This window comes from Aeromonas sp. 55A, assembly GCF_051919665.1.
In the GTDB taxonomy this organism is placed as follows: Bacteria; Pseudomonadota; Gammaproteobacteria; order Enterobacterales; family Aeromonadaceae; genus Aeromonas; species Aeromonas veronii.
In genome coordinates, this window is sequence record NZ_JBQBEH010000008.1 from 3,266,023 (window position 1) to 3,289,058 (window position 23,036).

The 23,036-nt window shown below is 58.6% G+C and carries 17 protein-coding genes and 1 pseudogene; 9 read left to right on the forward strand and 9 right to left on the reverse strand.

The window, feature by feature from the left end; translation table 11 throughout:
• Positions 1 to 29 precede the first annotated feature (29 nt).
• The 5 genes and pseudogenes from ACTG2G_RS19170 to ACTG2G_RS19190 all read right to left on the reverse strand — a co-directional run bounded on the left by ACTG2G_RS19170 (position 30) and on the right by ACTG2G_RS19190 (position 3,789).
• The gene (locus ACTG2G_RS19170; RefSeq protein ID WP_158113996.1) at positions 30 to 548 is read right to left on the reverse strand and encodes a GDYXXLXY domain-containing protein; all 519 of its coding nucleotides are present in this window, start codon (positions 546 to 548) and stop codon (positions 30 to 32) included.
• Entirely contained in the window at positions 545 to 1,549 is a 1,005-nt protein-coding gene (locus tag ACTG2G_RS19175; protein ID WP_429205855.1) for a DUF4401 domain-containing protein, read from the reverse strand. Before ACTG2G_RS19175 ends, ACTG2G_RS19170 begins: the two co-directional genes overlap by 4 nt.
• Positions 1,542 to 2,479: pseudogene (locus tag ACTG2G_RS19180) on the reverse strand (DUF2157 domain-containing protein). The gene ACTG2G_RS19175 and the pseudogene ACTG2G_RS19180 overlap by 8 nt, the downstream one beginning before the upstream one ends.
• 163 nt (positions 2,480 to 2,642) lie before the next feature.
• Complete coding sequence (locus ACTG2G_RS19185) at positions 2,643 to 3,200, reverse strand: TMEM165/GDT1 family protein (protein ID WP_005337386.1); 558 nt, start codon at positions 3,198 to 3,200, stop codon at positions 2,643 to 2,645.
• A gap of 259 nt (positions 3,201 to 3,459) precedes the next feature.
• On the reverse strand, positions 3,460 to 3,789 hold the full coding sequence (locus tag ACTG2G_RS19190; RefSeq protein WP_439985758.1) for a translation initiation factor: 330 nt from the start codon (positions 3,787 to 3,789) through the stop codon (positions 3,460 to 3,462).
• Between the two features lie 119 nt (positions 3,790 to 3,908).
• On the opposite strand from ACTG2G_RS19190, the gene ACTG2G_RS19195 reads away from it, so the two are divergent.
• From ACTG2G_RS19195 to ACTG2G_RS19205, 3 genes are all read left to right on the forward strand, one after another.
• Positions 3,909 to 4,136 carry a FeoA family protein gene (locus ACTG2G_RS19195; RefSeq protein WP_005337384.1) on the forward strand — a complete coding sequence of 76 codons (228 nt, stop codon included), beginning with the start codon at positions 3,909 to 3,911 and terminating at the stop codon, positions 4,134 to 4,136.
• A gap of 128 nt (positions 4,137 to 4,264) precedes the next feature.
• Complete coding sequence (gene feoB, locus ACTG2G_RS19200; protein WP_439985759.1) at positions 4,265 to 6,535, forward strand: Fe(2+) transporter permease subunit FeoB; 2,271 nt, start codon at positions 4,265 to 4,267, stop codon at positions 6,533 to 6,535.
• Positions 6,532 to 6,771, forward strand: coding sequence for a FeoC-like transcriptional regulator (locus ACTG2G_RS19205; protein WP_005350974.1), 240 nt, complete (start codon positions 6,532 to 6,534; stop codon positions 6,769 to 6,771). The genes feoB and ACTG2G_RS19205 overlap by 4 nt, the downstream gene beginning before the upstream one ends.
• Before the next feature lie 94 nt (positions 6,772 to 6,865).
• Here the strand turns inward: ACTG2G_RS19205 and ACTG2G_RS19210 are convergent, their stop codons facing one another.
• Entirely contained in the window at positions 6,866 to 7,516 is a 651-nt protein-coding gene (locus ACTG2G_RS19210) for a DUF2913 family protein (protein WP_368225370.1), read from the reverse strand.
• A gap of 98 nt (positions 7,517 to 7,614) precedes the next feature.
• Positions 7,615 to 8,910 (reverse strand): DEAD/DEAH box helicase, encoded by a 1,296-nt coding sequence (locus tag ACTG2G_RS19215; protein WP_005337380.1) that lies wholly within the window; start codon positions 8,908 to 8,910, stop codon positions 7,615 to 7,617.
• 287 nt (positions 8,911 to 9,197) lie between these two features.
• Between ACTG2G_RS19215 and ACTG2G_RS19220 the strand changes: the two genes are divergently transcribed.
• Together ACTG2G_RS19220 and ACTG2G_RS19225 are read left to right on the forward strand one after the other, a co-directional pair.
• A complete protein-coding gene (locus ACTG2G_RS19220) occupies positions 9,198 to 9,776 on the forward strand; it encodes an O-methyltransferase (RefSeq protein ID WP_439985760.1) in 579 nt (192 codons plus the stop codon).
• An 11-nt stretch (positions 9,777 to 9,787) separates the two neighbouring features.
• Complete coding sequence (locus tag ACTG2G_RS19225; RefSeq protein ID WP_064341968.1) at positions 9,788 to 10,186, forward strand: nuclear transport factor 2 family protein; 399 nt, start codon at positions 9,788 to 9,790, stop codon at positions 10,184 to 10,186.
• Positions 10,187 to 10,277: 91 nt separating this feature from the next.
• Here ACTG2G_RS19225 and ACTG2G_RS19230 read toward each other — a convergent pair whose 3' ends face one another.
• Together ACTG2G_RS19230 and gltB are read right to left on the reverse strand one after the other, a co-directional pair.
• On the reverse strand, positions 10,278 to 11,693 hold the full coding sequence (locus ACTG2G_RS19230) for an FAD-dependent oxidoreductase (RefSeq protein WP_236297570.1): 1,416 nt from the start codon (positions 11,691 to 11,693) through the stop codon (positions 10,278 to 10,280).
• Between the two features lie 12 nt (positions 11,694 to 11,705).
• Positions 11,706 to 16,163 (reverse strand): glutamate synthase large subunit, encoded by a 4,458-nt coding sequence (gene gltB, locus ACTG2G_RS19235; RefSeq protein WP_439985761.1) that lies wholly within the window; start codon positions 16,161 to 16,163, stop codon positions 11,706 to 11,708.
• Between the two features lie 611 nt (positions 16,164 to 16,774).
• Between gltB and ACTG2G_RS19240 the strand changes: the two genes are divergently transcribed.
• The 4 genes from ACTG2G_RS19240 (at position 16,775) to ACTG2G_RS19255 (ending at position 23,015) form a co-directional block, all read left to right on the forward strand.
• Positions 16,775 to 17,704 (forward strand): TIGR01212 family radical SAM protein, encoded by a 930-nt coding sequence (locus tag ACTG2G_RS19240; RefSeq protein WP_042083735.1) that lies wholly within the window; start codon positions 16,775 to 16,777, stop codon positions 17,702 to 17,704.
• 377 nt (positions 17,705 to 18,081) lie between these two features.
• Entirely contained in the window at positions 18,082 to 20,226 is a 2,145-nt protein-coding gene (locus ACTG2G_RS19245; protein WP_429205865.1) for a type I secretion system permease/ATPase, read from the forward strand.
• Entirely contained in the window at positions 20,219 to 21,652 is a 1,434-nt protein-coding gene (locus ACTG2G_RS19250) for an HlyD family type I secretion periplasmic adaptor subunit (RefSeq protein WP_421388125.1), read from the forward strand. The genes ACTG2G_RS19245 and ACTG2G_RS19250 overlap by 8 nt, the downstream gene beginning before the upstream one ends.
• 37 nt (positions 21,653 to 21,689) lie before the next feature.
• Positions 21,690 to 23,015 (forward strand): TolC family outer membrane protein, encoded by a 1,326-nt coding sequence (locus tag ACTG2G_RS19255; protein ID WP_216953335.1) that lies wholly within the window; start codon positions 21,690 to 21,692, stop codon positions 23,013 to 23,015.
• The last annotated feature ends 21 nt before the right edge of the window (positions 23,016 to 23,036 follow it).

A 23,036-nucleotide genomic window follows, 5' to 3' on the forward strand; every position in this document is an offset into this window, starting at 1 on the left:
TGAACAGAGTAAATAGCCACTCACTGCCGTTACCAGCGGGCGCGGATCTGCCCGATGGGCTGGTAGGCCTCATCCCGCAGCCCTACCAGCAGGGTCTTGCCATCCGCTTGCAGCCGGAACTCGCCGTAGCGGGCCGCTTCGTACTGCTCCCCCGTGCCCTCTTCAAAGAAGTAGGCATCGGGGCCAATCTGCCACTGCCGCTCGCTCTGGTGCACCTGCAATAGCCGCTCATCGCTGGCGAGCCGATCCGGTTTGCCATCGGCCACCAGAGTGGCCACCTGATGGGCATCGAGGCGGATCACCAGGGTATCGCTGCCCTTGTTTTGAGTCGCACGGGCATCGCGGCTGGTCAGCTCGCGGGCAATTTCGTAGTTGAGTCGCATGTAATCCCCCTGCATCAGGGAGCGGGGATCGACCGGAGCGAGCCGCAGCAGCACCACTTCGCCACTGCTCATGGCGTGCTCATAGCGCCAGACGGTGGCATTGATGCCTGCCAGGATGGCGAGGCCGCTCAGCAACAGAGCGAGCTGTCGGGTGACGAGTTTCATGAGTCGCTCCTTGCCGCGAAGGCGGTGAGCAGCTGGCGGGCCCCCAGCAGCAGGATGCCGGAGCCCAGCAACAGCCAGGATTTGGTCATCAGGGTGAGTCCCAGATCGTAGTAATAGAGCGAACCATAGCCGAGCAGCAGCAGGGCCGAGAGGGTCATCAGCCCCAGACTGCCGGCATAAAACCCGAGGATCAGCACCAGTGCGCCCGCCCCCATGCCGGGGATGATGGCGCTGATCAGCACCAGCGGCAGGCCAAACAGCAGGGGGAGCCTCAGCTTCACCATCACCGCCAGCAGCAGGGCGGCGCAGAGCAGGGGATTGAGCCAGAGCGGCAGGCGAGAAAGCCCCAGTTCGTCCAGCACGCTGCTGCCGCCATCCCAGAGCGGATGGTGCAGACGGCCCAGCACCAGCAGGGAGAGGGCCAGCCCCAGCGTGATGGAGTGGTAGAGCTGGTGACGCTCTGGATCCCTATCTGCCCGCAGCCAGCAGAAGGTGATGGCCGCCATGACTAGCGGCAGCGCCAGCAGTTGCAGCCCGAGGCAAGCGAGGCCAAGGGTGAGCAGCAGGGCCGCCGCCACGCTGTGAAACAGCCGCACCAGCCAGTGATCGAACAGCACGGCGATGGCAAGGGACAGCAGGCACAGACCGAACCAGAGCAGGGCGTGATGAAGGTCCAGCTGATCGAGCAGGCCATAGAGCAGCCAGGCATCGGCCGCCAGGGTGAGGGCCAGTACGAACTGATCCCAGAGATCGCCGCTTTGGCTGCGATTGAGGGCGTAGGCCCCCGCAAGCAGCACGGCCCCCAGCAGCAGGGCGCTGTTGGCCTCGCGGGTCAGCTGCTCGAAGGTGAGAAACAGGAAAAAGAGCAGGAACAGGGCGGCAATCCAGCCCACCAGCCCGAGCAGAAAGCGGCTCGACCAGTGGGGTTGGGTATCACGGGGCATCTCCCCTTCCACCAGATTGGCCTGTTGCAGCGTTTGCCAAAGGGTCAGATCACTCATGAGACCTCCGTTGTTGTTGCAGCCAGCGGGCGGCGGTGACAGAAAGGCCGATGGCAATCAGGCTCAGCAGCAAGAAGCCGTTGATGTCGGGCTCCATCCACTTGCCCAGCGCCGCGAGGATGACGGTAATCAGGCTGAGGCACCCCATGGCGAGTCCGGCGATAAATTTGTGGTGCCACAAGGCATAGGCCGTGGCCAGCCAGCCAAGCCAGAGTGGCCACACCAGCGGGGAGGCGGCATCAAACAGCGCCAGCAGGGTGAGCAGGGTGGCCCCCAGACCGGCAGCCAGACCCGCCAGCCAGCTTGGCATCAGGCGCCAGCGGGTTGGCGCCAGCAGAAGCAGACCCCAGAGGGCGGCGTTGAGCAGGGTAAGGCACCAGCCCAATCCCTCTTCATCGAAGGTAAAGAAGAACGTGAACAAACCGAGCCGCCAGTAGAGCACCAGCGCCAGCTGGCCGAGCAGCCAGCTTAAGGTCCAGAGCAGCGGGCTTTGGCCAAATACCGCCAGTGGAACCAGTATCAGCGCCCAGGTGGCGAACAGCTGCCAGGGATCAGCGCCGGTCTGGTAGGTTTGACCCACCAGCGCCAGCAGGGCGCCGATATTGAGGGCGATAGCGAGCAGCAGCGCCTGACGGGGGGTATCCCCCAGTGGTTTGCGCCACATCAGAAGCAGCATGGCGAGCAGCGGCGCCTCCAGCAGGGCGAGGCGGGAGACCCGGCCCAGCTCTTGCCAGTTGAAGGCGACGAAGAAGATGAGGCCAGCCCCGATACAGAGGGCGCCGAGCCAGAGCAGCAGCCGGTCAAACAGCCACTGCCAGCGCGCCGGATGGGGGGAAGATCGGCGAGGGTCAGGGCGTCTACCAGCTTCTCTGGCGCCAGCCGTCCCTGTTTGACCCATTCGAGAAGCGTCTCTCTTGATACGTTGTGCATGGGGGGACTCCACGAGGTTTGCCCCATTATGGCATGAGGCACCCGCAACCGTGCACTGCCCCTTAGCTCTACGGCTGGTGGTGCGACAGCGGATTACGCAATAGACACAGCAGCAAACAAAAAAGCCCTCCACAGGGGAGGGCTTGAGCAGCGGAAAAGGCGATCAGGCAAAGATCAGAGTGCTCACCCCGAGGCCGACGAAGAGGATGGCGCAGGCGATGCGGATCCCCTTGAGCGGCAGCTTGTCTGCCCCCAGCTTGCCGATCAGCACCACCGGCACGTTGGCCAGCATCATGCCGAGGGTGGTGCCGGTAATGACCTGCACCAGCGAATCATATTTGGCGGCCAGCAGCACGGTGGCGATCTGGGTCTTGTCGCCAATCTCGGCGATGAAGAAGAGCACGAAGGTGGCCATAAAGGGGCCGTATTTATCCAGCGAGCTCTCCTCGTCATCCATCTTGTCCGGCACCAAAATCCAGATAGCCATGGCGATAAAGGCGATGGCGACCAGCCAGGTCATTATCTTGGGATCGAGCCAGCGGCTGATGAACTCACCAATCCAGGCAGCGCCCGCATGGTTGAGCAAGGTAGCCGCCAGCATGCCGGCGATGATGGGCCAGGGCTTGCGAAAACGGCAGATGAGCAGCAACGCCAACAGCTGGGTTTTATCGCCGATCTCGGCAATAGCAACGCTGAGGGTTGAGGTTAACAAGGCTTCCATAAAAATGACCGGGGGACGGAATTGTTATAAACCAAAGACAAGCCTGCGCCATCCGTCCCCGGTATTGGCACTGGCCCGTCAAAGGTCTTGTCAAATCCATGGCTGGCATGGATCACCCTGACCATGGTGATTTGGCACCAAGTATGTTGATCAGGGTCGCAAACCGGTATTCATGCAATGGATGGCACCGGCGTGCGAGACTACTCCCCCTCGATGGGAGCGGGCATTCTAGGGAAAAACCGCATGAGTGACAAGGGGATCAGCCACCCACCAGCTTGACGCTGAAACCGACTTTCTCCAGCTCGGTTTTGATCAGGTCCCGTTTATCCCCCTGGATCTCGATCACTCCCTCCTTGATACCGCCTCCGGTGCCGCACTTTTTCTTGAGCAGGGTGGCCAGGGATTTTTGCTGATCGGCGGGTACGCCATGAATGGTGATCACCCCGGCGCCCTTGCGCCCTTTGGTCTCGCGGCGAATGCGCACGGTGCCGTCAGTGGGGAAGGGGGAGGCGGATTGGGGAGCGCTCTGCTCCTTGATCATGCCGCCATCTGTGCTGTAAACGAGGCGGCTGTTGTTGTCGTGATTCATGGCATTACTTTATGGATTAGCTAAGCGGAGTTTGATTTTACTCAAATAAAAGTTGAAGACACAGCTTATAATGCCCCAAGTAAAAGAGAATTATTATTGTTTAACTTCAGGAGTCAGTCATGGTACTCACGCAGTTGTCACCGGGACAGAGTGCTCGCATCAAGAATATGAATCAGCTCGCCCGGCCGCTGCGCCGCAAACTGATGGTGATGGGCCTGTTGCCCCAGACTGAAGTCATTTATCTGCGCTCCGCCCCCCTGGGGGACCCGCTCCAGATCCAGTGCCAGGGGATCTGTCTCTCCATGCAAAAGAGTCTGGCCCAGCAAATAGAAGTCGAGCCGGTATAACCCCCTGCTCGGCTGCCGCTCAGGTCAAGAAAGTCACCGGGAGCGGTTCAGAGACAAGAAGTCGAACCTGCAAAGCAGCTTGCCACACGCACGCGGCGGGTTCAGAAGAAAATAGAGGTAGAGCTGGTATGAATTATTCCCTGGTAACGGTAGGTAACCCCAATAGCGGTAAGACCTCCCTGTTCAACGCCCTGACCGGCGCCCGCCAGCAGGTAGGCAACTGGAGTGGCGTCACCGTCGACAAGAAGATGGGTGAGTTCAGCGCGGGTGAGCATCACTTCAAGCTGATGGATCTGCCCGGCATCTATAGCCTGGCGGGTCAGGATGGCAGTCTGGACGAGCAGATCGCCAGCCGCTTTGCCCAGGGCCAACAACCCGACCTGCTGCTCAACGTCATCGACGCCGCCAATCTGGAGCGCTCCCTCTACCTCACGCTGCAACTGCGCGAACTGGGCCTGCCCATGGTGGTGGTGCTCAACAAGCTGGATATCCTGCAAAAGCGCCGCATCGTCATCGACGATAGCAAGCTCGGCAAATCCCTCGGTTGCCCTGTAGTGGCCCTCTCTGCCCACAACAGCAAGCAGGTTGCCGCCTTCAAGCAGCAGATCCGGCAGTTTATCGGTCAGCAGCAAGCAGCCTTGCAACTCGATTACGGCCAAGAGCTTGAAACCGATCTGGCGGAGCTGGAGACCCTGCTCGCCCCGCATCACCTCACTACCCGTGGCCGCGCCCTGCGCCTGCTGGAAGAGGATGCGGTGATGCAGGAGACTCTGCTGCCCGGTCAGCAGGCGGCCGCCGCCAATGTGGTAGCTCGCGCTCATCAAGGGCAGGATATCGACCTGCAACTGGCAGATATCCGCTACGGCCATATCCACCAGTGGGTACAACAGGCTCGCCAGCAGAAGGGCAAGCTCACCGAGGCCCAGAGTGAGTGGCTGGATCGGGTGCTGCTCAATCGCTGGATTGGCATCCCCTTCTTCCTGTTTGTCATGTACCTGATGTTCATGTTCGCCATCAAGGTGGGCAGCGCCTTTATCGACTTCTTCGACATCATGGGCGGCGCCCTGTTTGTCGATGGGGTGCACCACCTGCTGGGGCTGATCAATGCCCCCGAATGGTTGGGCGCCATTCTGGCTGACGGCTTCGGGGTTGGTTTGCAGACCGTGGCCACCTTTATTCCGGTGATTGGTTGCCTCTATCTGTTCCTCGCGGTACTGGAGAGCTCCGGCTATCTGGCCCGCGCCGCCTTCGTGGTGGATGCCCTGATGCGCCGCCTCGGCCTGCCGGGCAAGGCGTTCGTGCCGATGCTGATGGGCTTTGGCTGTACCGTCCCCTCGGTGATGGCGACCCGTACCCTCAACTCCGAGCGGGAGCGGCTGATGACCTCCGCCATGGCCCCCTTCATGTCGTGCGGTGCCCGTCTGCCGGTTTACGCCCTGTTTGCGGTGGCCTTCTTCCCTGAATCAGGCCAGAACCTGGTGTTCGGTCTCTACCTCATCGGTATTCTGGTGGCGGTGCTCACTGGCCTGCTGCTGCGCAATACCCTGCTGCCGGGCAAGAGCGACTCCATGGTGATGGAGATGCCGGATTACGAGTGGCCGCGTCCTGTCAACGTTGCCATCAAGACCTGGCAGAAGCTCAAATCCTTCGTCTTTGGCGCCGGTAAAACCATCGTGCTGGTGGTTGCCGTGCTGAGCGTGCTTAACTCCCTGGGTACCGATGGCAGCTTTGGCCATCAGGAGCAGGAGAGCTCGGTCCTGAGCAAAATCAGCCAGGCGGTGACCCCGGTGCTGCACCCCATAGGTGTACGAGATGACAACTGGCAGGCCACAGTCGGTATCGTCACCGGTATCTTCGCCAAAGAGGCGGTGGTCGGTACCCTCAACAGCCTCTACGCCGGTGGTGGCGATGCAGAGGAGGAGAGCGAGTTCTCGCTGGTGGCCAGTTTCCACGAGGCGATCGATGCCGTGGCGGCCAATCTGGCGGAGATCAACCCGAGCGACCCCATGGGGCTTGATGTTGGCAACCTCGACGACCAGAAAGCTGCCGCCGAGGCGCAGGAGGTGGATGTCTCCACCTACGGCAACATGCAGACCCACTTCGACGGGGCGGCCGGTGCCTTTGCCTACCTCTTGTTCGTGCTGCTCTACATGCCTTGCGCCGCCGCCATGGGCGCGCTGGTGCGGGAAACCGGTCGTCAGTGGGCGCTGATGACGGCGGTATGGTGCAACTATATGGCCTTTATGTGCGCCACCCTCTTCTATCAGGTGGCCACCTTCGCCGCTCATCCGGAGCAGAGCCTGTTCTGGATCGTCAGCTATGGCCTCTCTCTGGGACTGCTCTGGTGGGCCGGTCGCCGTCACGGTGACATCGTCGCCCGCAAGGTGGTGACCTTATGATCCTGCGCGAGCTGGGGGATTACCTCGCCGCGCAGCAGAAGGTGAGCCGGCGTGATCTGGCTCGCCACTTCCACACCTCGGAAGATGCGGTGGAGGCCATGCTCGGCGTCTGGATGCGCAAGGGGCGGGTCATCAAGCGTGAAAGCCGTGTCTGTGGTGGCAGTTGCTGCGGCAAGAGCGAGGAGGTGATGTTCGAGTGGTGTGACGCGGGCCAGATTGGCATCAAGATCCGCTAAACGACTACCCAACCTCATCACCAAACATCGAACAATAAAAAACGGCAGATCCTGCGCAAGGGTCTGCCGTTTTTATTGCTGAAAACAGGCGAGATCAGGCGCTCTGGCGAGCCTCGCTCAGCAGTGCCAGCGCCGGTTGGGCGTTGTCCGGCATCAGCCGGTAGGCCTTGTGATGTTTGACCAGGGTGGTTTTCTTGTTGCCCAGGCTCAGCAGCAGGCCGTGCTTGAAGGCCGCCTCGGCCAGCACCTTCTCGTCACCGCGCACATAGAGGGTGAGGGGTTTGACAAGCTCACCGCCCTCGATATGGCCTTCATATTCGCTGTGGCTTACCACTAGGCTCGCCTGACCGCCCGATTGCAGGCGCAGCTTGGCGTTCACTTCGCTCTCGGTCAGCACCAGCCAGCCTGCCGCTGCCAGCTCCTCCAGCAGGGCAGCCAGCTTGGCTCCCAATTGCTGCGGATTGGTCATGGCGCACTGGTATTGGAAGGCGATGCGCTCCAGCAATCCCTTGAGATCGGCGCCCGCACCCAGCGTGCGGCCAAGCTGCACCCAAGCTTTCAAATCTTCCATCACCAGACGGGAGAAGCGCTTCTCCTTGAGGGAGTCGGCCATCCAGGTGCAGAGAAAGTGGCTCTCTTGCGCCGGAGTGCGCTTGCCCGCCTTTTGCTCGGCGGTGCGGGCCAGTTCGGCCAGGCTCTGGGTGGCCATCTCGAACAGGGCCTGATTGTAGGTCGGAGAGGTCATAAGCAATCCTTGAGTTGACCACCAGGGGCCAACACCGATGACAGAGATGGCAAAGGCGCCAGTGGCGCCTTTGCGGTTCAATAGAGCAACTGCCCGCCTTATTTCGGCTGACGGGGCTTCTTGGCGGCGGCCAGACGCTTGAGGCGCTGACCCTGCAGCTTGGCTTCGGCCATCACCTGGGCCACGGCGTTATCTTCACGCTGCGGGCGCTTACCGAAGCGGCGACGCTCCTGCAACTGCTTGATCAGCTCGTCACGGCTGCTCACCTCATAGCCCGGTACCATGATGCGGCGGATCTTCTGGCCGATCAGGGCCTCGATCTCCAGCAGGGTGCGCTCCTCTTCACGGCTGACGAAGGAGATGGCCATGCCGCGCTTGCCGGCACGACCGGTACGGCCGATGCGGTGGACGTAATCTTCCGCCAGGAACGGCAGATCATAGTTGACCACGTATTCCAGATCCGGAATATCCAGACCACGGGCGGCCACTTCGGTGGCGACCAGTACCCGTACCTTGCCTTCCATGAATTCGCGCAGGGCGCGGCGACGGTTGCCCTGGGCCTTCTCGCCATGGACAACGGCGGACTTGATGCCGTCGAGGTTCAGCTCCTCGACCAGCACATCACAGCTCTCGCGGGTACTGGCGAACACCAGCACCTGCTGCCAGTTCTGCTTGCCAATCAGCTCTGAGAGCAGCTCGCGCTTGCGCTTCTGCTCGACCGGATAGACGGTGTGGCTGACGGTGTCGGCGGTGGAGTTCTGCTTGTTGACGCTGACGATCTGCGGTCTGTCCAGCATCAGGTTGGCCAGCTTCTTCACCGCGTCGGAGAAGGTGGCGGAGAAGAGCAGGTTTTGACGGGTTTTGTTGACCGCTTGCAGGATCTTTTGCACATCGGCACTGAAGCCCATGTCAAGGATGCGATCCGCTTCATCCATCACCAGACACTCGACGCCGGAGAGGCTGAGGTTGCAGGCGGTGAGGTGCTCCAGCAGACGGCCCGGGGTGGCCACAATGATGTGAGCGCCCGCTTTGAGCTTCTTGGCCTGCACGTCCTGCTTGCCACCGCCGACGATGGTGATGGTGGTGATATCGAGATACTTGGCGAAGTCATTGATGTTGCTCGCCACCTGAGCCGCCAGCTCGCGGGTCGGGGTCAGGATCAGCACCCGGGCGTTGGAAGGCTGGACCGGCGCCGGATTGTCTACCAGACGCTGCAAGATGGGCAGGGCGAAGGCGGCGGTCTTGCCGGTACCGGTCTGGGCGCTGGCCAGCACATCGCGGCCACGGCGAATGGCCGGGATCGCCTGTTGCTGCACAGGGGTCATCTCCTGATAACCGCAATCTGAGACAGCACGCAAAATCTCGGGGGCAAAATCGAACGATTCAAATCTCATAATGGGTTCCTGTGTTCCAGCTGGGCTGTGTTTGGCTTGGTTAGCTCGGCATGAGCGAGACGGAGGTTGTAACCACCGACGGCTGCGCCTGACATCAAGTCAGAGAGTGAGCCGGAAAATGGCGGGCGCGAAGTGTAACAGATAGACGTCACAAATTCTGCCTCAAATGGTTGTCCTTTTCTCATCCTTTGTGGTGTGAATGGCGATTGAAAGCAATCATTTGACTCCCAAATGCCAAGCTTGGAGGTGTGGGCTAACGGTTTTGGGCAAGGACGAAAGGGATATCGATGGAACTGGAACAGTTAAAACGCCAGCTGGAGCAGCTGGGCGAGCGCAATGACAGCATGCAGCAGGCACGCCACCGCAAGCTGCTCAATATCACCCGCGACACGGGGGTGTTGCTGTCAGTGCTGGTGCAGACCCGTGGGGCGCAGGCGGTGCTGGAGATCGGCACCTCCAATGGTTACTCCACACTCTGGCTGGCAGAAGCGGTGCGTCGGCTGGAGGGGCATGTAACCACCATTGAGCTGGATGAGGATAAGCGCGTACAGGCCCATGACAACTTTCAGAGGTCAGGGTTGGCCCCCTGGGTAACCTTGCTGGTAGGGGATGCGGGCGAGCTGTTACCGATCTTGCCGCAAGGCGGCTATCAGCTCATCTTCCTCGATTCGGATCGTCAGCACTACCGGGCATGGTGGCCGCAGATCCGCCGCCTGCTGGCACCCCGTGGCCTGCTGGTGGTCGATAACGCTATCTCCCATCGCAGCGAGATGGTGGAGTGGATGAACGAGGTCGGGCAGGATCCGGCCTTTGCCACCTCGCTGGTGCCGGTCGGCAAGGGGGAGTGGCTGGTGGTGCGTGTGTAGGGAGAGTGAGTATGGAATTGAACACCATGGAGCCAAAAGCAGTGGTAGAGGCCTATTGGCAGGAGATGCAGAGCAATGACTTTGCGAAGGCTGCAAGCTGGCTGGGAGATGATTTTTTCTGTGACTGGCCCCAATCGGGAGAACGGATTGTGGGGCGAGAGAATTTTATTGAGATCAATCGTCGCTACCCCGCAGCTGGCCTGTGGCGCTTCGAGATTGTCCGTCTTCTGGCACAAGGGAGTGAGGTGGTCAGTGAGGTGCTAGTCAGCGATGGGGTCGTAAATGCTCGCGCCATCACATTTCACCATGTTGCGGAAGGTAAAATTCAACAGCAGACCGAGTATTGGCCCGATGAGTATGCCGCGCCAGAATGGCGCAGTTCTTGGGTTTGTCCGATGCCAAAGAGTTAGCCATCGCTATTCACTGGCGGCATGTCAAAGAAATCAGCCCCGCATTGGCGGGGCTGATAGTGAAAGTGCATCAGGGTCTTGGCCGGTCGGATCAGACCGCCAGATAGTCCATGATCCCTTCGGCCGCCTTGCGCCCTTCGTAGATGGCGGTCACCACCAGATCGGAGCCACGTACCGCGTCGCCACCGGCGAACACCTTGGGGTTGCTGGTCTGGAAGGCATACTCCGCCTGCTCGCGGGCCTTGATGCGATCCCGGTTGTCGAGCTCGATGCCGAACTCCGCCATCCAGGGCTGGGGGTTGGGCTGGAAGCCAAACGCCATCACCACCGCATCGGCAGCCAGCACCTGCTCGGAGCCCTCGATGATCACCGGATTGCGGCGGCCATTGGCGTCGGGTTCACCCAGCTCGGTGCTCACCACCTTGATGCCGACGGTGCGACCATGGGCATCCAGCTCGACAGCTACCGGTTGCAGGTTGAACATGAATTCAACCCCCTCCTCGCGGGCGTTTTTCACCTCCCGCTTGGAGCCCGGCATGTTCTCCTCGTCGCGGCGATAGGCGCAGATCACCTTGTCAGCCCCCTGACGGATGGCGGTCCGCACGCAGTCCATGGCGGTATCGCCACCGCCCAGCACCACCACCTGCTTGCCGGCGAAGTCGATATAGTCGGCTTGCGCCTTCTCGAACCCCAGCAACCGGTTGGCGTTGGCGATGAGGTAGGGCAGGGCATCATAGACGCCCGGCGCCTCTTCGTTGGCAAAGCCGCCCTTCATGTACTTGTAGGTGCCTACCCCGAGGAAGACCGCATCGAACTCGCCGAGCAGATCGGCGAAGGTGATGTCCTTGCCCACTTCGGTCTCGAGACGAAACTCCACGCCCATCCCCTGGAAGATCTCGCGGCGACGCTGCATCACCTCTTTTTCCAGCTTGAAGGAGGGGATGCCAAAGGTGAGCAGGCCGCCGATCTCCGGATACTTGTCAAACACCACTGGGGTGACGCCATTGCGTGCCAGCACATCGGCACAGGCGAGACCCGCCGGGCCGGCACCGATGACGGCGACCCGCTTGCCGGTCTTGACCACGTTCGAGAGATCCGGCTTCCAGCCCATCTCAAACGCCTTGTCGGTGATGTATTTTTCGATGTTGCCGATGGTCACCGCGCCGAAGCGATCGTTGAGGGTGCAGGAGCCCTCACAGAGGCGATCCTGCGGGCAAACTCGGCCACACACTTCCGGCAGGCTGTTGGTCTGGTGGGAGAGCTCCACCGCCTCCAGAATGCGCCCCTCTTTGGCCAGTTTCAGCCAGTTCGGGATGTAGTTGTGAACCGGACACTTCCACTCGCAATAGGGGTTGCCGCACTCGAGGCAGCGATCCGCCTGCATCTGTACCTGCGGCTGATTGAAGGACTCGTAGATCTCCACAAACTGGATTTTGCGGATCTTGAGTGGCTTCTTGGGCGGGTCGACCCGCTGCACATCGATAAACTGAAATACGTTCTGGCTCATAGGGTTCCCTCCTTATTGCGCCTGGATTCTGAGTTCTGCACTGGAACGGCTGGTGTGACCCAGCAGCGATTTCACGTCGCTGGACTTGGGTTTGATCAGCCTGAACTTGGGCACATAGGAGTCGAAGTTGGCCAGGATCTCCTCGGCGCGCGAGCTGCCGGTCTCATTGAGGTGCGCCGTGATGATGCCGCGCAGGTGCTCCTGATGGATGGCGAGATCCGCCACATCCAGCAGTTCCACCAGCTCGGGGTTGGTGCGCTTGGCGAAGTTGCCGCACTCGTCGAGCACGTAGGCAAAGCCGCCGGTCATGCCTGCCGCGAAGTTGACGCCAGTCTGACCGAGCACGGTGACGATGCCGCCGGTCATATATTCACAACCGTTGTCGCCAATCCCCTCGACTACCGCCAGGGCACCTGAGTTGCGCACCGCGAAACGCTCGCCAGCAGTGCCTGCGGCGTAGAGTTTGCCGCCGGTGGCGCCGTAGAGGCAGGTGTTGCCGATGATGGCTGCTTCATGGGATTTGAACGCCACGCCGACATGGGGCTTGATCACCAGCTTGCCGCCGGTCATCCCCTTGCCCACGTAGTCGTTGGCATCACCGGTGAGGATCATCTCAAGGCCACCCGCGTTCCAGACGCCGAAGCTCTGGCCTGCGGTGCCGTTGAAGTGCACCTTGACCGGAGCCGCCGCCATCCCCTGATTGCCGTGACGTTTGACGATCTCGCCCGAGAGGCGCGCACCCACCGAGCGGTCGGTGTTGCGAATGTCGTAGCGGAACTCGCCGCCGCTTGAGGTTTCCACCGCCTCCAGCAGATCTTCCACCATTTTCAGGTTGAGCGGCCCCTTGTCGAAAGTGGGGTTGTGCTGCTGGCTGAACAGGCTGGAGCCTGCTGGTGCTACCGGACGGGCCAGAATGCCAGAGAGATCCAGCTTGGCCTGACGGGCGGTGAGGCCGGGCAGGGCTTCCAGCAGATCGGTGCGGCCAATCAGGTCGGTCAGCTGGGTGACGCCGAGCTGGGCCATCAGCTCGCGGGTCTCTTCGGCGATGAACTTGAAGTAGTTCATCACCATCTCCGGCAGGCCGGTAAAGTGCTCGCGACGCAGCTTCTCATCCTGAGTGGCAACGCCGGTGGCGCAGTTGTTCAGGTGGCAAATACGCAGGTATTTGCAACCGAGCGCCACCATGGGGCCGGTGCCAAAGCCGAAGCTCTCGGCGCCGAGGATGGCCGCCTTGATGATGTCGAGGCCGGTTTTGAGACCGCCATCCACCTGCAGCCGCACCTTGTGGCGCAGACCGTTGGCGACCAGCGCCTGCTGGGTTTCAGCCAGACCCAGTTCCCACGGGGAGCCGGCATATTTGACCGAGGTAAGGGGGCTCGCGCCAGTGCCGCCGTCATAACCGGAGATGGTGATGAAGTCGGCATAGGCCTTGGCCACGCCGCAGGCGATGGTGCCGACGCCAGGCTCGGAGACCAGTTTCACCGACACCAGACAGCTCGGGTTGATCTGCTTGATGTCGAAGATGAGCTGGGCCAGATCCTCGATGGAGTAGATGTCGTGGTGCGGCGGCGGCGAGATCAGGGTCACGCCGGGCACGGAATAACGCAGCTGGGCGATCTGGGCGGTGACCTTGTCACCGGGCAGTTGGCCACCTTCGCCGGGCTTGGCACCCTGCGCCACCTTGATCTGCACTACATCGGCGTTCATCAGGTAGTGGGGGGTGACACCGAATCGGCCGGAAGCCACCTGCTTGATGCGGGAGTTTTTCTCGGTACCGAAGCGCTTGGGATCTTCGCCGCCTTCGCCGGAGTTGCTTTGACCGCCGAGGCGGTTCATGGCAACAGCCAGCGCCTCGTGGGCCTCAGGGCCGAGGGCGCCGATGGACATGGCGGCGGAGTCGAAGCGGGGGAACAGCTTGTCGGCTGGCTCAACCTGATCCAGCGCGACCGGATTGTCGACCTTCTTCAGGGCAAGCAGATCGCGCAGGGTGGCAACCGGGCGCTCGTTCACCAGGCGGGCGTACTCTTTGTAATCGGCATAGTTGCCGGAGCGCACCGCGGTTTGCAGGGTCTGTACCACGTCCGGGTTGTAGGTGTGGTACTCGCCGCCGTGGACGAACTTGAGCAGGCCGCCATGGGGGAGGGGCTTGCGCACCAGCCAGGCCTGACGGGCCAGATTGTGCTGATCCTGCTGGATATCGGCAAAATCGGCACCCTGAATACGGCTCGATACGCCGCGGAAGCAGGTATCGACCACGGCTTTGGCCAGACCCACCGCTTCGAACAGTTGGGAGCAGCGGTAGCTGGCGACCGTGCTGATGCCCATCTTGGACATCACCTTGTAGAGCCCCTTGTTGATGCCGTTGCGGTAGTTGACCATGGCCTGGCGCAGGGACATGGTGAGCACGCTCTCTTCAACCTGTTTGGCCAGGGTTTCGTAGGCGAGATAGGGGTAGATGGCGGTCGCGCCAAAGCCCAGCAGCACCGAGAAGTGGTGCGGATCGCGGCAGCTTGCAGTCTCCACCAGAATGTTGGCGTCGCAGCGCAGGTTGTTGTCCACCAGGGTGCGCTGCACTGCACCCACCGCCATGGCGGCCGGGATCGGCAGGGTATCGGCGCTGATATCGCGATCCGACAGCACCAGCAGCACGGTACCACTCTTTGCGGCGGTTTTTGCCTCCTCGCAGATACGCAAGATGGCCGCTTCCAGCCCCTCTTCGGGCTTGAAGTTGAGGCTGATCACCTGATGACGGTAGTACTCACCTTCCAGTGCCAGTAGCTGGTGGAAGTCGGAGTAGAGCAGGATCGGCGACTGGAACAGCACCCGGTGGGCGTGGCCGAAGGTCTCGTTGAAGACGTTCTGCTCGCGACCGATACAGGTGGCCAGCGACATCACGTGGTTCTCACGCAGCGGATCGATGGGCGGGTTGGTCACCTGGGCAAACATCTGGCGGAAGTAGTCATAAAGGGTGCGCGGGCCGGAGGAGAGCACCGCCATCGGGGTATCATCCCCCATGGAGCCCACCGCTTCCTGACCGTTTTCACCCAATACCCGGATGATCTGATCCAGCTCCTCGAAGGAGTAGCCAAACAGCTTCTGATAGGTTTTCAGCTGGTCGTCGGAGAACTCGCGGCTACCGGTCTGGCTGTCGTCCATCTGCTCGAAGGGGACCAGTCGGCGGCAATGTTTATCCATCCACTGCTTGTAGGTGTGACGGTTCTTGAGGTCGTCATCGATCTCGAAGCTGGTCCACACCTTGCCGTTGCTGGTATCGACCACGAACAGCTCGCCCGGGCCGACCCGGCCCTTCTCCAGCACTTCGTCCGGGGTGTAGTCCCAGGTGCCGACTTCTGAGGCGAGGGTAATGAACTTGTCCTTGGTGATGACGTAGCGGGCCGGACGCAGACCGTTGCGATCAAGTGCGCAGGTGGCGTAGCGACCATCGGTCATGACGATACCGGCCGGGCCGTCCCACGGCTCCATGTGCATGGAGTTGAAGTCGTAGAAGGCGCGCAGGTCGTCATCCATGTTCGGGTGCTTTTGCCATGCTGGCGGGATCAACAGGCGCATGGCGCGGAACAGGTCCATGCCACCGGCGAGGAAGAGATCCAGCATGTTGTCGAGACTGGAGGAATCCGACCCCGTGGTGTTGACGAAGGGGGCCGCTTCCTGCAAATCGGGAATGAGCGGCGTCGCAAACTTGTAGCTGCGCGCTTTGGCCCACTGGCGGTTGCCGGCGATGGTGTTGATCTCGCCGTTGTGGGCCAGATAGCGAAACGGCTGCGCCAGCGGCCAGCGCGGGCTGGTGTTGGTGGAGAAGCGCTGGTGGAAGACGCAGATGGCCGCCTGCATACGGATGTCGGCGAGATCCAGATAGAAGCGCGGCAAGTCCACCGGCATGCACAGCCCTTTATAGACGGTGACCAGGTTGGAGAGGCTGACCACATAGAAGTAGTCGTCGTTGACGCGCTTTTCGATGCGGCGACGCACGATATAGAGGCGGCGCTCGAGATCCTTGTCGACCCAGCCGGGCGGGGCGTTGACAAAGACCTGTTCAATGCTGGGTAGGGAGGCTTTTGCGATGGTACCCAGTACGTTGGTATCGACGGGCACCTTGCGCCAGCCGACCAGACTCAGGGTCTCTTTTTCCAGCTCTTCGTCGATGATGTCGCGGGTCTGCTGGGCCAATACGGGGTCAGGGTTGAGAAACAGCATGCCGACCGCATAGTTGCGGCCAAGGTGCCATCCCTTCTCCTCGGCGACAGCTCTGAAGAAGCTGTCCGGTTTTTGCAGCAGCAGACCGCAACCATCGCCGGTCTTGCCATCGGCGGAGATCCCTCCGCGGTGCTGCATGCGAGCCAATGCTGACATCGCGAGACGGACAAGCTTGTGGCTGGCTTCCCCTTCCATGTGGGCCAACAGGCCGAAGCCACAGTTATCCCTCTCCAGCTTTGGATCATATAGTGACATTGCATTTCTCCCTTGCTCGGCCTTGTATCGCACAGTCATCACCTGACTGCATAAATTGCGATTGGCTCTTGTGGTTCCGTCTGCCTGACGTGGCGAATCTCCAAACTAATGGGATTTTCTGGCGAGGTCAATCGCAGGTCAGGTTTGTCTTCATGGTTACATTCGCATAACAAAATGTCGGGTTAGGGGGATTAGCTCGCAGTTATGGAGTGTTTATTCTGTATGGTTTGATTTTATTGGTTAAATATATCGCCATTGACGGGCTCAATGGTGCGCTCGGCGACGATGGGCGAATGTAGTAATTTTACCAACCAGATGTGGCCGACAGCGGAAGGGATCACATTTTCAATATCCCATGCTTGCAATTGTGTGCTGTCGGGTCTCTTTGGATTTTTCATTGTTCAACAGTGGGTTATCAGGTCTCATTTTCATATGGATGTTTACTGTTTGAATCGTCAAAGAACTGCAAAAATCCTTTTTTTGCGCTTTTTCTCTATATTTATTCAAAATTGGTCGGGTATTTATATGTTTTACCCTCTCCGCTAGCTTGATCCAGCTCAGCCCCTGTTTTGCGCAAGCTCGTACAATGGCGCTCCTTTAGCGGAGGTGTCATGCAGTTACACGAACTCGTCAATACATTCGGTCAGGATCTCAAGCAGCGTCATGGTCAGAAGATCCACAAACTCTCCATCCACGGGGCCTTCACCTGCCCGAACCGTGACGGCACCCTGGGCCGTGGTGGCTGCACCTTCTGCAACGTATCCTCTTTTGCCGACGAGTCGGCCCAACAACTCTCCGTGGTGCAACAACTGCTGGCTCGCCGGGACGAAGTCACCCGTGCAAAGCGCTATCTTGCCTATTTTCAGGCCTATACCAGCACCTATGCCGAGGTCGAATATCTGCAGCGGATGTATGAAGAGGCGCTGTCGGTGAGCGATATGGTGGGGCTCTGCGTGGGCACTCGCCCCGATTGCGTGCCGGATGCGGTGCTGGATCTGTTGGCGGGCTATCAGGCCCGGGGTTACGAGGTGTGGCTGGAGCTCGGGCTGCAAAGCGCTAACGACAAGACTCTGCAACGGATCAACCGCGGCCATGGTTATGCCGCCTATGAGGATGCGGTAAGACGTGCCCATCAGCGCGGCATCAAGGTATGTGCTCATCTGATCGTCGGCCTGCCGGGGGAGGTGCCGATGGACAGCCTCGATACCCTGCATCGTATCGTTGAGACCGGTGTTGAGGGGATCAAGTTGCATCCGCTTCATGTGGTTGAGGGTAGTACTCTTGGCAAGGCATGGCAGGCGGGGCGCCTTGAGGTATTGACGCTGGAGCAGTATGTGGAAGCGGCCGTTGCCATGATCCAGCACACGCCGCCCGAGGTGGTGTATCACCGGATTTCGGCCTCCGCGCGCCGTCCAACCCTGTTGGCGCCAGCTTGGTGTGAAAATCGCTGGACGGCCATGGCGGATATTGCCAAAGCACTCTCATTGAACGGCCCGCAAGGTCACGCGTTGGGCAGACCCTTCATACTTCCTGACCTATAATTGAGCGCCAGATTATTATTTTCACGTAAAACATAGGGTTATATAAAAAACTTCATACCCTAAACTATAGTTTTGGTACGTGCCGGTTGATATAGTGGTGCGCCATAATAAATGTCATTATCAATTAACTCCGACATTCACCCTGGTTGCAGTGTTAGCATGGTGTTGATGAGCCGATTATTTTTACCAATAACGAATCATGCCACCATTGCTGCTGTGCCGGGAAATTGGCGATGAGTGTCGCGATCTATCTGGACAGGTTTATCCCCTGATCAGTCTTATCAGCGGGAAGGCCACTCGGTTTTAGCGTGGCTATAGCAGGGAAATATGAGCGATGAACGCTCTTATCTACCTCATTTATGCAGTGACAGGATGCTATGCAAGCAGAAACAAGTCGTATTGATGAGTTATTGGAGTGTCTGGTCTTCTTGACCCGTTTTTATGGTGTACCCAACAGTCAGGATGCCCTGACGACCGGGTTGCCACTGGTCTCCGGACGCCTGACAACCGCACTCTTTTGCCGTGCTGCCGAGCGGGGCGGGTTATCCGCCCGTGAAGTGATCCAGCCACTGGCCGATATTTCTCCCTTGCTGCTGCCTTGCGTATTGCAGATGCGCAGTGGTGGCGCCTGCATTTTGCTGGAGTGGAACGAAGATCGCAGCCAGGGGAAAGTGATTTTCCCGCAGGCTGGTGATGCCGCGCAATGGCTGACCGCAGCCCAATTGGGTGATGAGTATCTGGGACGCCTCTTCTACGTGAAGAAGCAGTTCAAGTTTGACGAACGCTCGCCCAAGGTGCTGGAAACCCGTGATGGCCACTGGTTCTGGAGCACCTTGTTCGAATCCCGCGGCATCTATCGCGATGTGCTGATCGCCTCCATTCTGATCAACCTGTTTGCCATCGCCAGCCCTCTTTTCACCATGAACGTCTATGACAAGATTGTGCCCAATCTGGCGTTTGATTCGCTCTGGGTGCTGGCGGTCGGGGCCATGGTGGTCTTTACCTTCGATTTTGTGATGCGGCAGTTGCGCAGTTACTTTATTGATATCGCTGGCAAAAAGTCTGATGTGCTATTGTCTGCCAAGATTTTCGCCAAGGTGATGGGCATGAGGATGGAGTCTCGTCCCGCTTCCACTGGCGCGTTCGCCAAACATCTGCAGGAATTTGAATCGGTGCGGGAGTTTTTCACCTCCGCAACGGTTTCTACTCTTATCGATCTCCCTTTTGCCGTCTTCTTCCTTTTTATTATCTGGATGTTTGCAGGCGTAATGGTGGTGGTCCCCATCGTCGCCATGCTGATCCTCATCGCCTATAGCGTCTATATTCAAGAGCCGCTTAAAAAGTCCATCGAAGAGGGTTCCCGGCTGGCCTCTCAGAAAAATGCCAACCTGATCGAAAGTATTTCTGGGCTGGAAACGGTCAAGATTTTTGGCGCCGAGAGTCTGTTCCAGCACCGTTGGGAGCAGGCTGTTTCCCATATTTCCACTTGGGGTGTACAAACACGGCGAATTACCAACTCCATGTCGTCACTGGCCAGTTATATCCAGCAGGTTGTGACGGTCGGTCTGGTGATCGTCGGTGTTTACCAGATCTCCGAAGGCTTGGTCACCATGGGGGGGATGATTGCTGCCGTGATGCTCTCCAGCCGTGCCATTGCGCCCATGGTGCAACTCTCAGTGTTGTCGACCCGTTATAACCAGGCCAAATCTGCACTGGATATTCTGGAAAAAATCATGCAAACCCCGGGTGAGCAGGAGGAGGGCAAGCAATATATCCATCATCCGGTGATTGCCGGTCGAATTGAATTCGAAAATGTTTCGTTCAAATATCCAGGAATGGAAACCAGCACCCTGCACCATATCAATTTGCGTATTCAGCCGGGTGAAAAGGTGGCAATTATCGGCCGGATTGGGGCGGGTAAAACGACCCTCGAGAAGTTGTTGATGGGGCTGTATCGGCCGACTGACGGTTCGGTCCGGATCGATGGTTTCGAAATAGACCAGTTACCTTCCTCGGTGATTCGTCGCAATATCGGTTGTGTTCCCCAAGATGTCATTCTCTTTTTTGGTTCGGTGCGAGACAACATCATGCTGGGTAATCCGCTGGTGGATGACGTGAGAGTCTTGCGCGCTGCCAAGCGGGCGGGCGTCACCAATTTTACCAACCGTGATCCCAACGGGTTGGATCGGCAGATCGGCGAGGGTGGCCGCCAGCTCTCCGGTGGCCAGCGTCAGGCGATCCTGCTGGCACGCGCCCTGCTCAATGATCCCCCCATTCTGGTGATGGATGAGCCTACCTCCAACATGGACAACCAGTCCGAGATGCAGGTCAAACAGGAGCTCGCCAGACTGGGCCCGGAAACCACCTTGATCCTCATCACTCACAAAACCTCGATGCTGGATGTGGCCTCGCGAGTTATCGTCATCGAGCAGGGGCAGATCGTTGCTGATGGCCCCAAAGAGGTGGTGTTACAGCAGTTGAAGGAAGGCAAGGTGCGCGTGCAGGAGGTGTCCCATGGTTAAGGGGCTCATGGACTGGTTCAAGCGCAGCAAAAAGACGCCTTCCGGCGATGTATTGCCGGCACCCGAGCATCTGGAGTTTGTCGATGACGGCGCGGCAGCTGTGTTGCTTACTACCCCAACCGGTGCCCGCATCCTGTTATGGTGCTGTTTCCTCTTTTTCATGAGTGCCATCGTCTGGGCTGCCTGGGCCGAGCTGGATGAAGTCACCGTGGGTCAGGGCAAAGTTATTCCATCCCGTCAGCTGCAGGTGATCCAGAACCTGGAAGGGGGGATCGTCAAAGAGATCTTCGTCAAAGAGGGGGATATAGTCGAAAAGGGGCAGCCGCTGCTGCGTATTGATGACACCCGTTTCCGCTCCGACTTTAGAGAACGGGAGCAAGAGGTAGTCACCCTCAAGGGGGATGTGGCCCGTCTGCGCGCCGAAATGGCCAGTGTTGAGGTTAAAAATGATCCCGCACTGGGGTGGCGTGAACAGGTAGTGGTGGGAGAAGCGCCAATTCAGTTCCCGGATGGCTATGAAACCGTCTTTCCCGAATATGCCAACCGTGAACGCTCGGTACAACGGGATCGCCTCAATAACCTGAAGAACCAGCTCTATATTCTTGGTCAACAGATCGAGCAGAAAGAGCAGGAGCTGATTGAACTGAATGCCAAAATTCGCACAGTAAATCGCAGTGTGGATCTGGCCAGACAAGAGCTCAATATTAGCCGTCCACTGGCAAAAGAGGGTATAGTGCCTCAAGTGGAGCTAATTAAGCTGGAGCGGCAGGTCAACGAGATGCAGGGGGAGCTGGAGAGCAACCGTCTGCTGATACCAAAACTCAATTCGGTGTTGCGTGAGACTATTTCCAAGCGCAATGACATAGCGCTGAAATTCCGTGCTGACTCCCAGACGGAACTGAATGAGAAGCAGGGGCGACTTGGCCAGTTGTCAGAAGGGCAGGTTGGCTTGCGAGATAGGGTTGATCGGACCAGCGTGATTGCTCCGCTCAAGGGCACCATCAAGAAACTCAAGATCAACACCCTGGGCGGCGTGGTGCAGCCCGGCATGGATTTGATGGAGATAGTGCCGCTGGAGGACACCTTGTTGGTTGAAGCCAAGGTGTCGCCGAAAGATATCGCCTTCCTGCGACCAGGGCTGGATGCCATCGTCAAGATCACTGCCTACGACTTTACAATCTATGGAGGATTGCATGGCAAGGTTGAACAGATAAGTGCGGACTCGATCCAGGATGAGGAGGGGAACTCCTTTTATCTGGTTCGGGTGCGTACCGAGAAGAGTTACTTGGGCGATGAGCTTAACGCACTTCCCATCATCCCCGGTATGTTAGCCAGTGCTGATATCATTACTGGTAAAAAAAGTGTCCTAGACTATTTACTTAAGCCGATTTTACGGGCTAAGCAGTCGGCACTGAGAGAACGATAAGCCAACAATCTAAAAACAAAACATGACTGGAGATAACATGAAAAAAACGATTGTTGCCATGCTGGTCAGTGGCATCACCCTGATCCCTAGTTTGGGTCAGGCCCAGACTCTGGAAGAGTCGGTGGCACAGACACTCGCTACGCATCCCAAGATCAAGGAAGCGTTTGATCTCTACCAGGCACGCCTCTATCAGCATGATGGCGCCAAGGGTGGCTATTATCCTACGATCGATCTGCGTGGCGGCGTAGGCTATGAAAAGACTGACAGCCCTTCTACCCGGGCTGCTGGTTCAAACAGCAATATTGATGACTCCATGACTCGCAAAGAGGCTGGACTCAGTTTGCGGCAGATGTTGTTTGATGGCTTTGATGTCAGCAACAACGTCTCCCGAACTGAAGCTGAAGCCAACGCCCAGCGTCTGGCGATGATCTCCGAAGCAGAGAATACCGCGCTGCGAGTGGCTGAGGTCTACCTCAATATGCTGCGCCAGCAGGAGATCCTGGAACTCTCCAAACAGAACCTGGAAACCCACGAACAGATCCGTAGCGACATTCAGAAACGGACTGATTCAGGGCTTGGTTCTACTGCTGATCAGACCCAGATTGATGGTCGTGTTGCCAGGGCCTACGCCAACCAAGCCGCCGCTGAAAACAACTACCGTGATGCGGAAAGCGAGTTTATTCGGGTGGTTAACGAGGTGCCAAAAGATCTCGTTCAACCGGTACCTAATGCCGAGTTGGTCCCGGCTAGTCTCGATACTGCCCTGAAAACGGCGACAGAAGTTCACCCGACCCTGCTCTCATCCCTGCAAGATATTGAAGCGGCCAAGTATCAGCATGAAGGTGCCAAATCCGGTTTCTACCCTAACGTCACTTTTGAAGTGGACCAAAACTGGAATGAGGATATTGATGCCGTTAAAGGTCGCAATGACGATCTGACAGCTATGGTGCGGATGCGTTACAACCTGTTCCGAGGTGGTTCTGACGTAGCCGAGAGCAATGCAACTTCGGCACTGTACTCTCAGGCGAAAGACATTCATCTGAATGCATTTCGTCAGGTAGAAGAGGGAACCCGTTTGGCATGGAATGCGAAAGAGTCGCTGGCCAAACAGAAAACCTTCCTTAAAGAGCATGTGGATGCAAGCTACGATACCGTTCAGGCATACAAGAAGCAGTTTGGCTTGGGTCAGCGAACCTTGCTGGACGTATTGAACACCGAAAACGAATTGTTCGAAGCGCGTCGCAGCTATATCACTGCCGAGTATGATGCACTGCTGGCTGACTATCGCATTCTCAACGCGACAGGTAGTCTGCTCAATGCATTTAGCGTCAAGCAACCCGCTGAATGGCAGCCCAGGCAATAACCGTTTGCTAATGATCCCGCC

Excerpts from the sequence above, each read along its gene's own strand:
- ACTG2G_RS19190 (WP_439985758.1), bottom strand. The coding sequence starts at position 3,789 with ATGAATCACGACAACAACAGCCGCCTCGTTTACAGCACAGATGGCGGC.
- ACTG2G_RS19175 (WP_429205855.1), bottom strand. The coding sequence starts at position 1,549 with ATGAGTGATCTGACCCTTTGGCAAACGCTGCAACAGGCCAATCTGGTG.
- ACTG2G_RS19225 (WP_064341968.1), top strand. The coding sequence starts at position 9,788 with ATGGAATTGAACACCATGGAGCCAAAAGCAGTGGTAGAGGCCTATTGG.
- ACTG2G_RS19240 (WP_042083735.1), top strand. The coding sequence starts at position 16,775 with ATGCAGTTACACGAACTCGTCAATACATTCGGTCAGGATCTCAAGCAG.
- ACTG2G_RS19210 (WP_368225370.1), bottom strand. The coding sequence starts at position 7,516 with ATGACCTCTCCGACCTACAATCAGGCCCTGTTCGAGATGGCCACCCAG.
- feoB (WP_439985759.1), top strand. The coding sequence starts at position 4,265 with ATGAATTATTCCCTGGTAACGGTAGGTAACCCCAATAGCGGTAAGACC.
- ACTG2G_RS19170 (WP_158113996.1), bottom strand. The coding sequence starts at position 548 with ATGAAACTCGTCACCCGACAGCTCGCTCTGTTGCTGAGCGGCCTCGCC.
- ACTG2G_RS19195 (WP_005337384.1), top strand. The coding sequence starts at position 3,909 with ATGGTACTCACGCAGTTGTCACCGGGACAGAGTGCTCGCATCAAGAAT.
- ACTG2G_RS19250 (WP_421388125.1), top strand. The coding sequence starts at position 20,219 with ATGGTTAAGGGGCTCATGGACTGGTTCAAGCGCAGCAAAAAGACGCCT.
- ACTG2G_RS19205 (WP_005350974.1), top strand. The coding sequence starts at position 6,532 with ATGATCCTGCGCGAGCTGGGGGATTACCTCGCCGCGCAGCAGAAGGTG.
- ACTG2G_RS19185 (WP_005337386.1), bottom strand. The coding sequence starts at position 3,200 with ATGGAAGCCTTGTTAACCTCAACCCTCAGCGTTGCTATTGCCGAGATC.
- ACTG2G_RS19230 (WP_236297570.1), bottom strand. The coding sequence starts at position 11,693 with ATGAGCCAGAACGTATTTCAGTTTATCGATGTGCAGCGGGTCGACCCG.
- ACTG2G_RS19245 (WP_429205865.1), top strand. The coding sequence starts at position 18,082 with ATGCAAGCAGAAACAAGTCGTATTGATGAGTTATTGGAGTGTCTGGTC.
- gltB (WP_439985761.1), bottom strand. The coding sequence starts at position 16,163 with ATGTCACTATATGATCCAAAGCTGGAGAGGGATAACTGTGGCTTCGGC.
- ACTG2G_RS19255 (WP_216953335.1), top strand. The coding sequence starts at position 21,690 with ATGAAAAAAACGATTGTTGCCATGCTGGTCAGTGGCATCACCCTGATC.
- ACTG2G_RS19215 (WP_005337380.1), bottom strand. The coding sequence starts at position 8,910 with ATGAGATTTGAATCGTTCGATTTTGCCCCCGAGATTTTGCGTGCTGTC.
- ACTG2G_RS19220 (WP_439985760.1), top strand. The coding sequence starts at position 9,198 with ATGGAACTGGAACAGTTAAAACGCCAGCTGGAGCAGCTGGGCGAGCGC.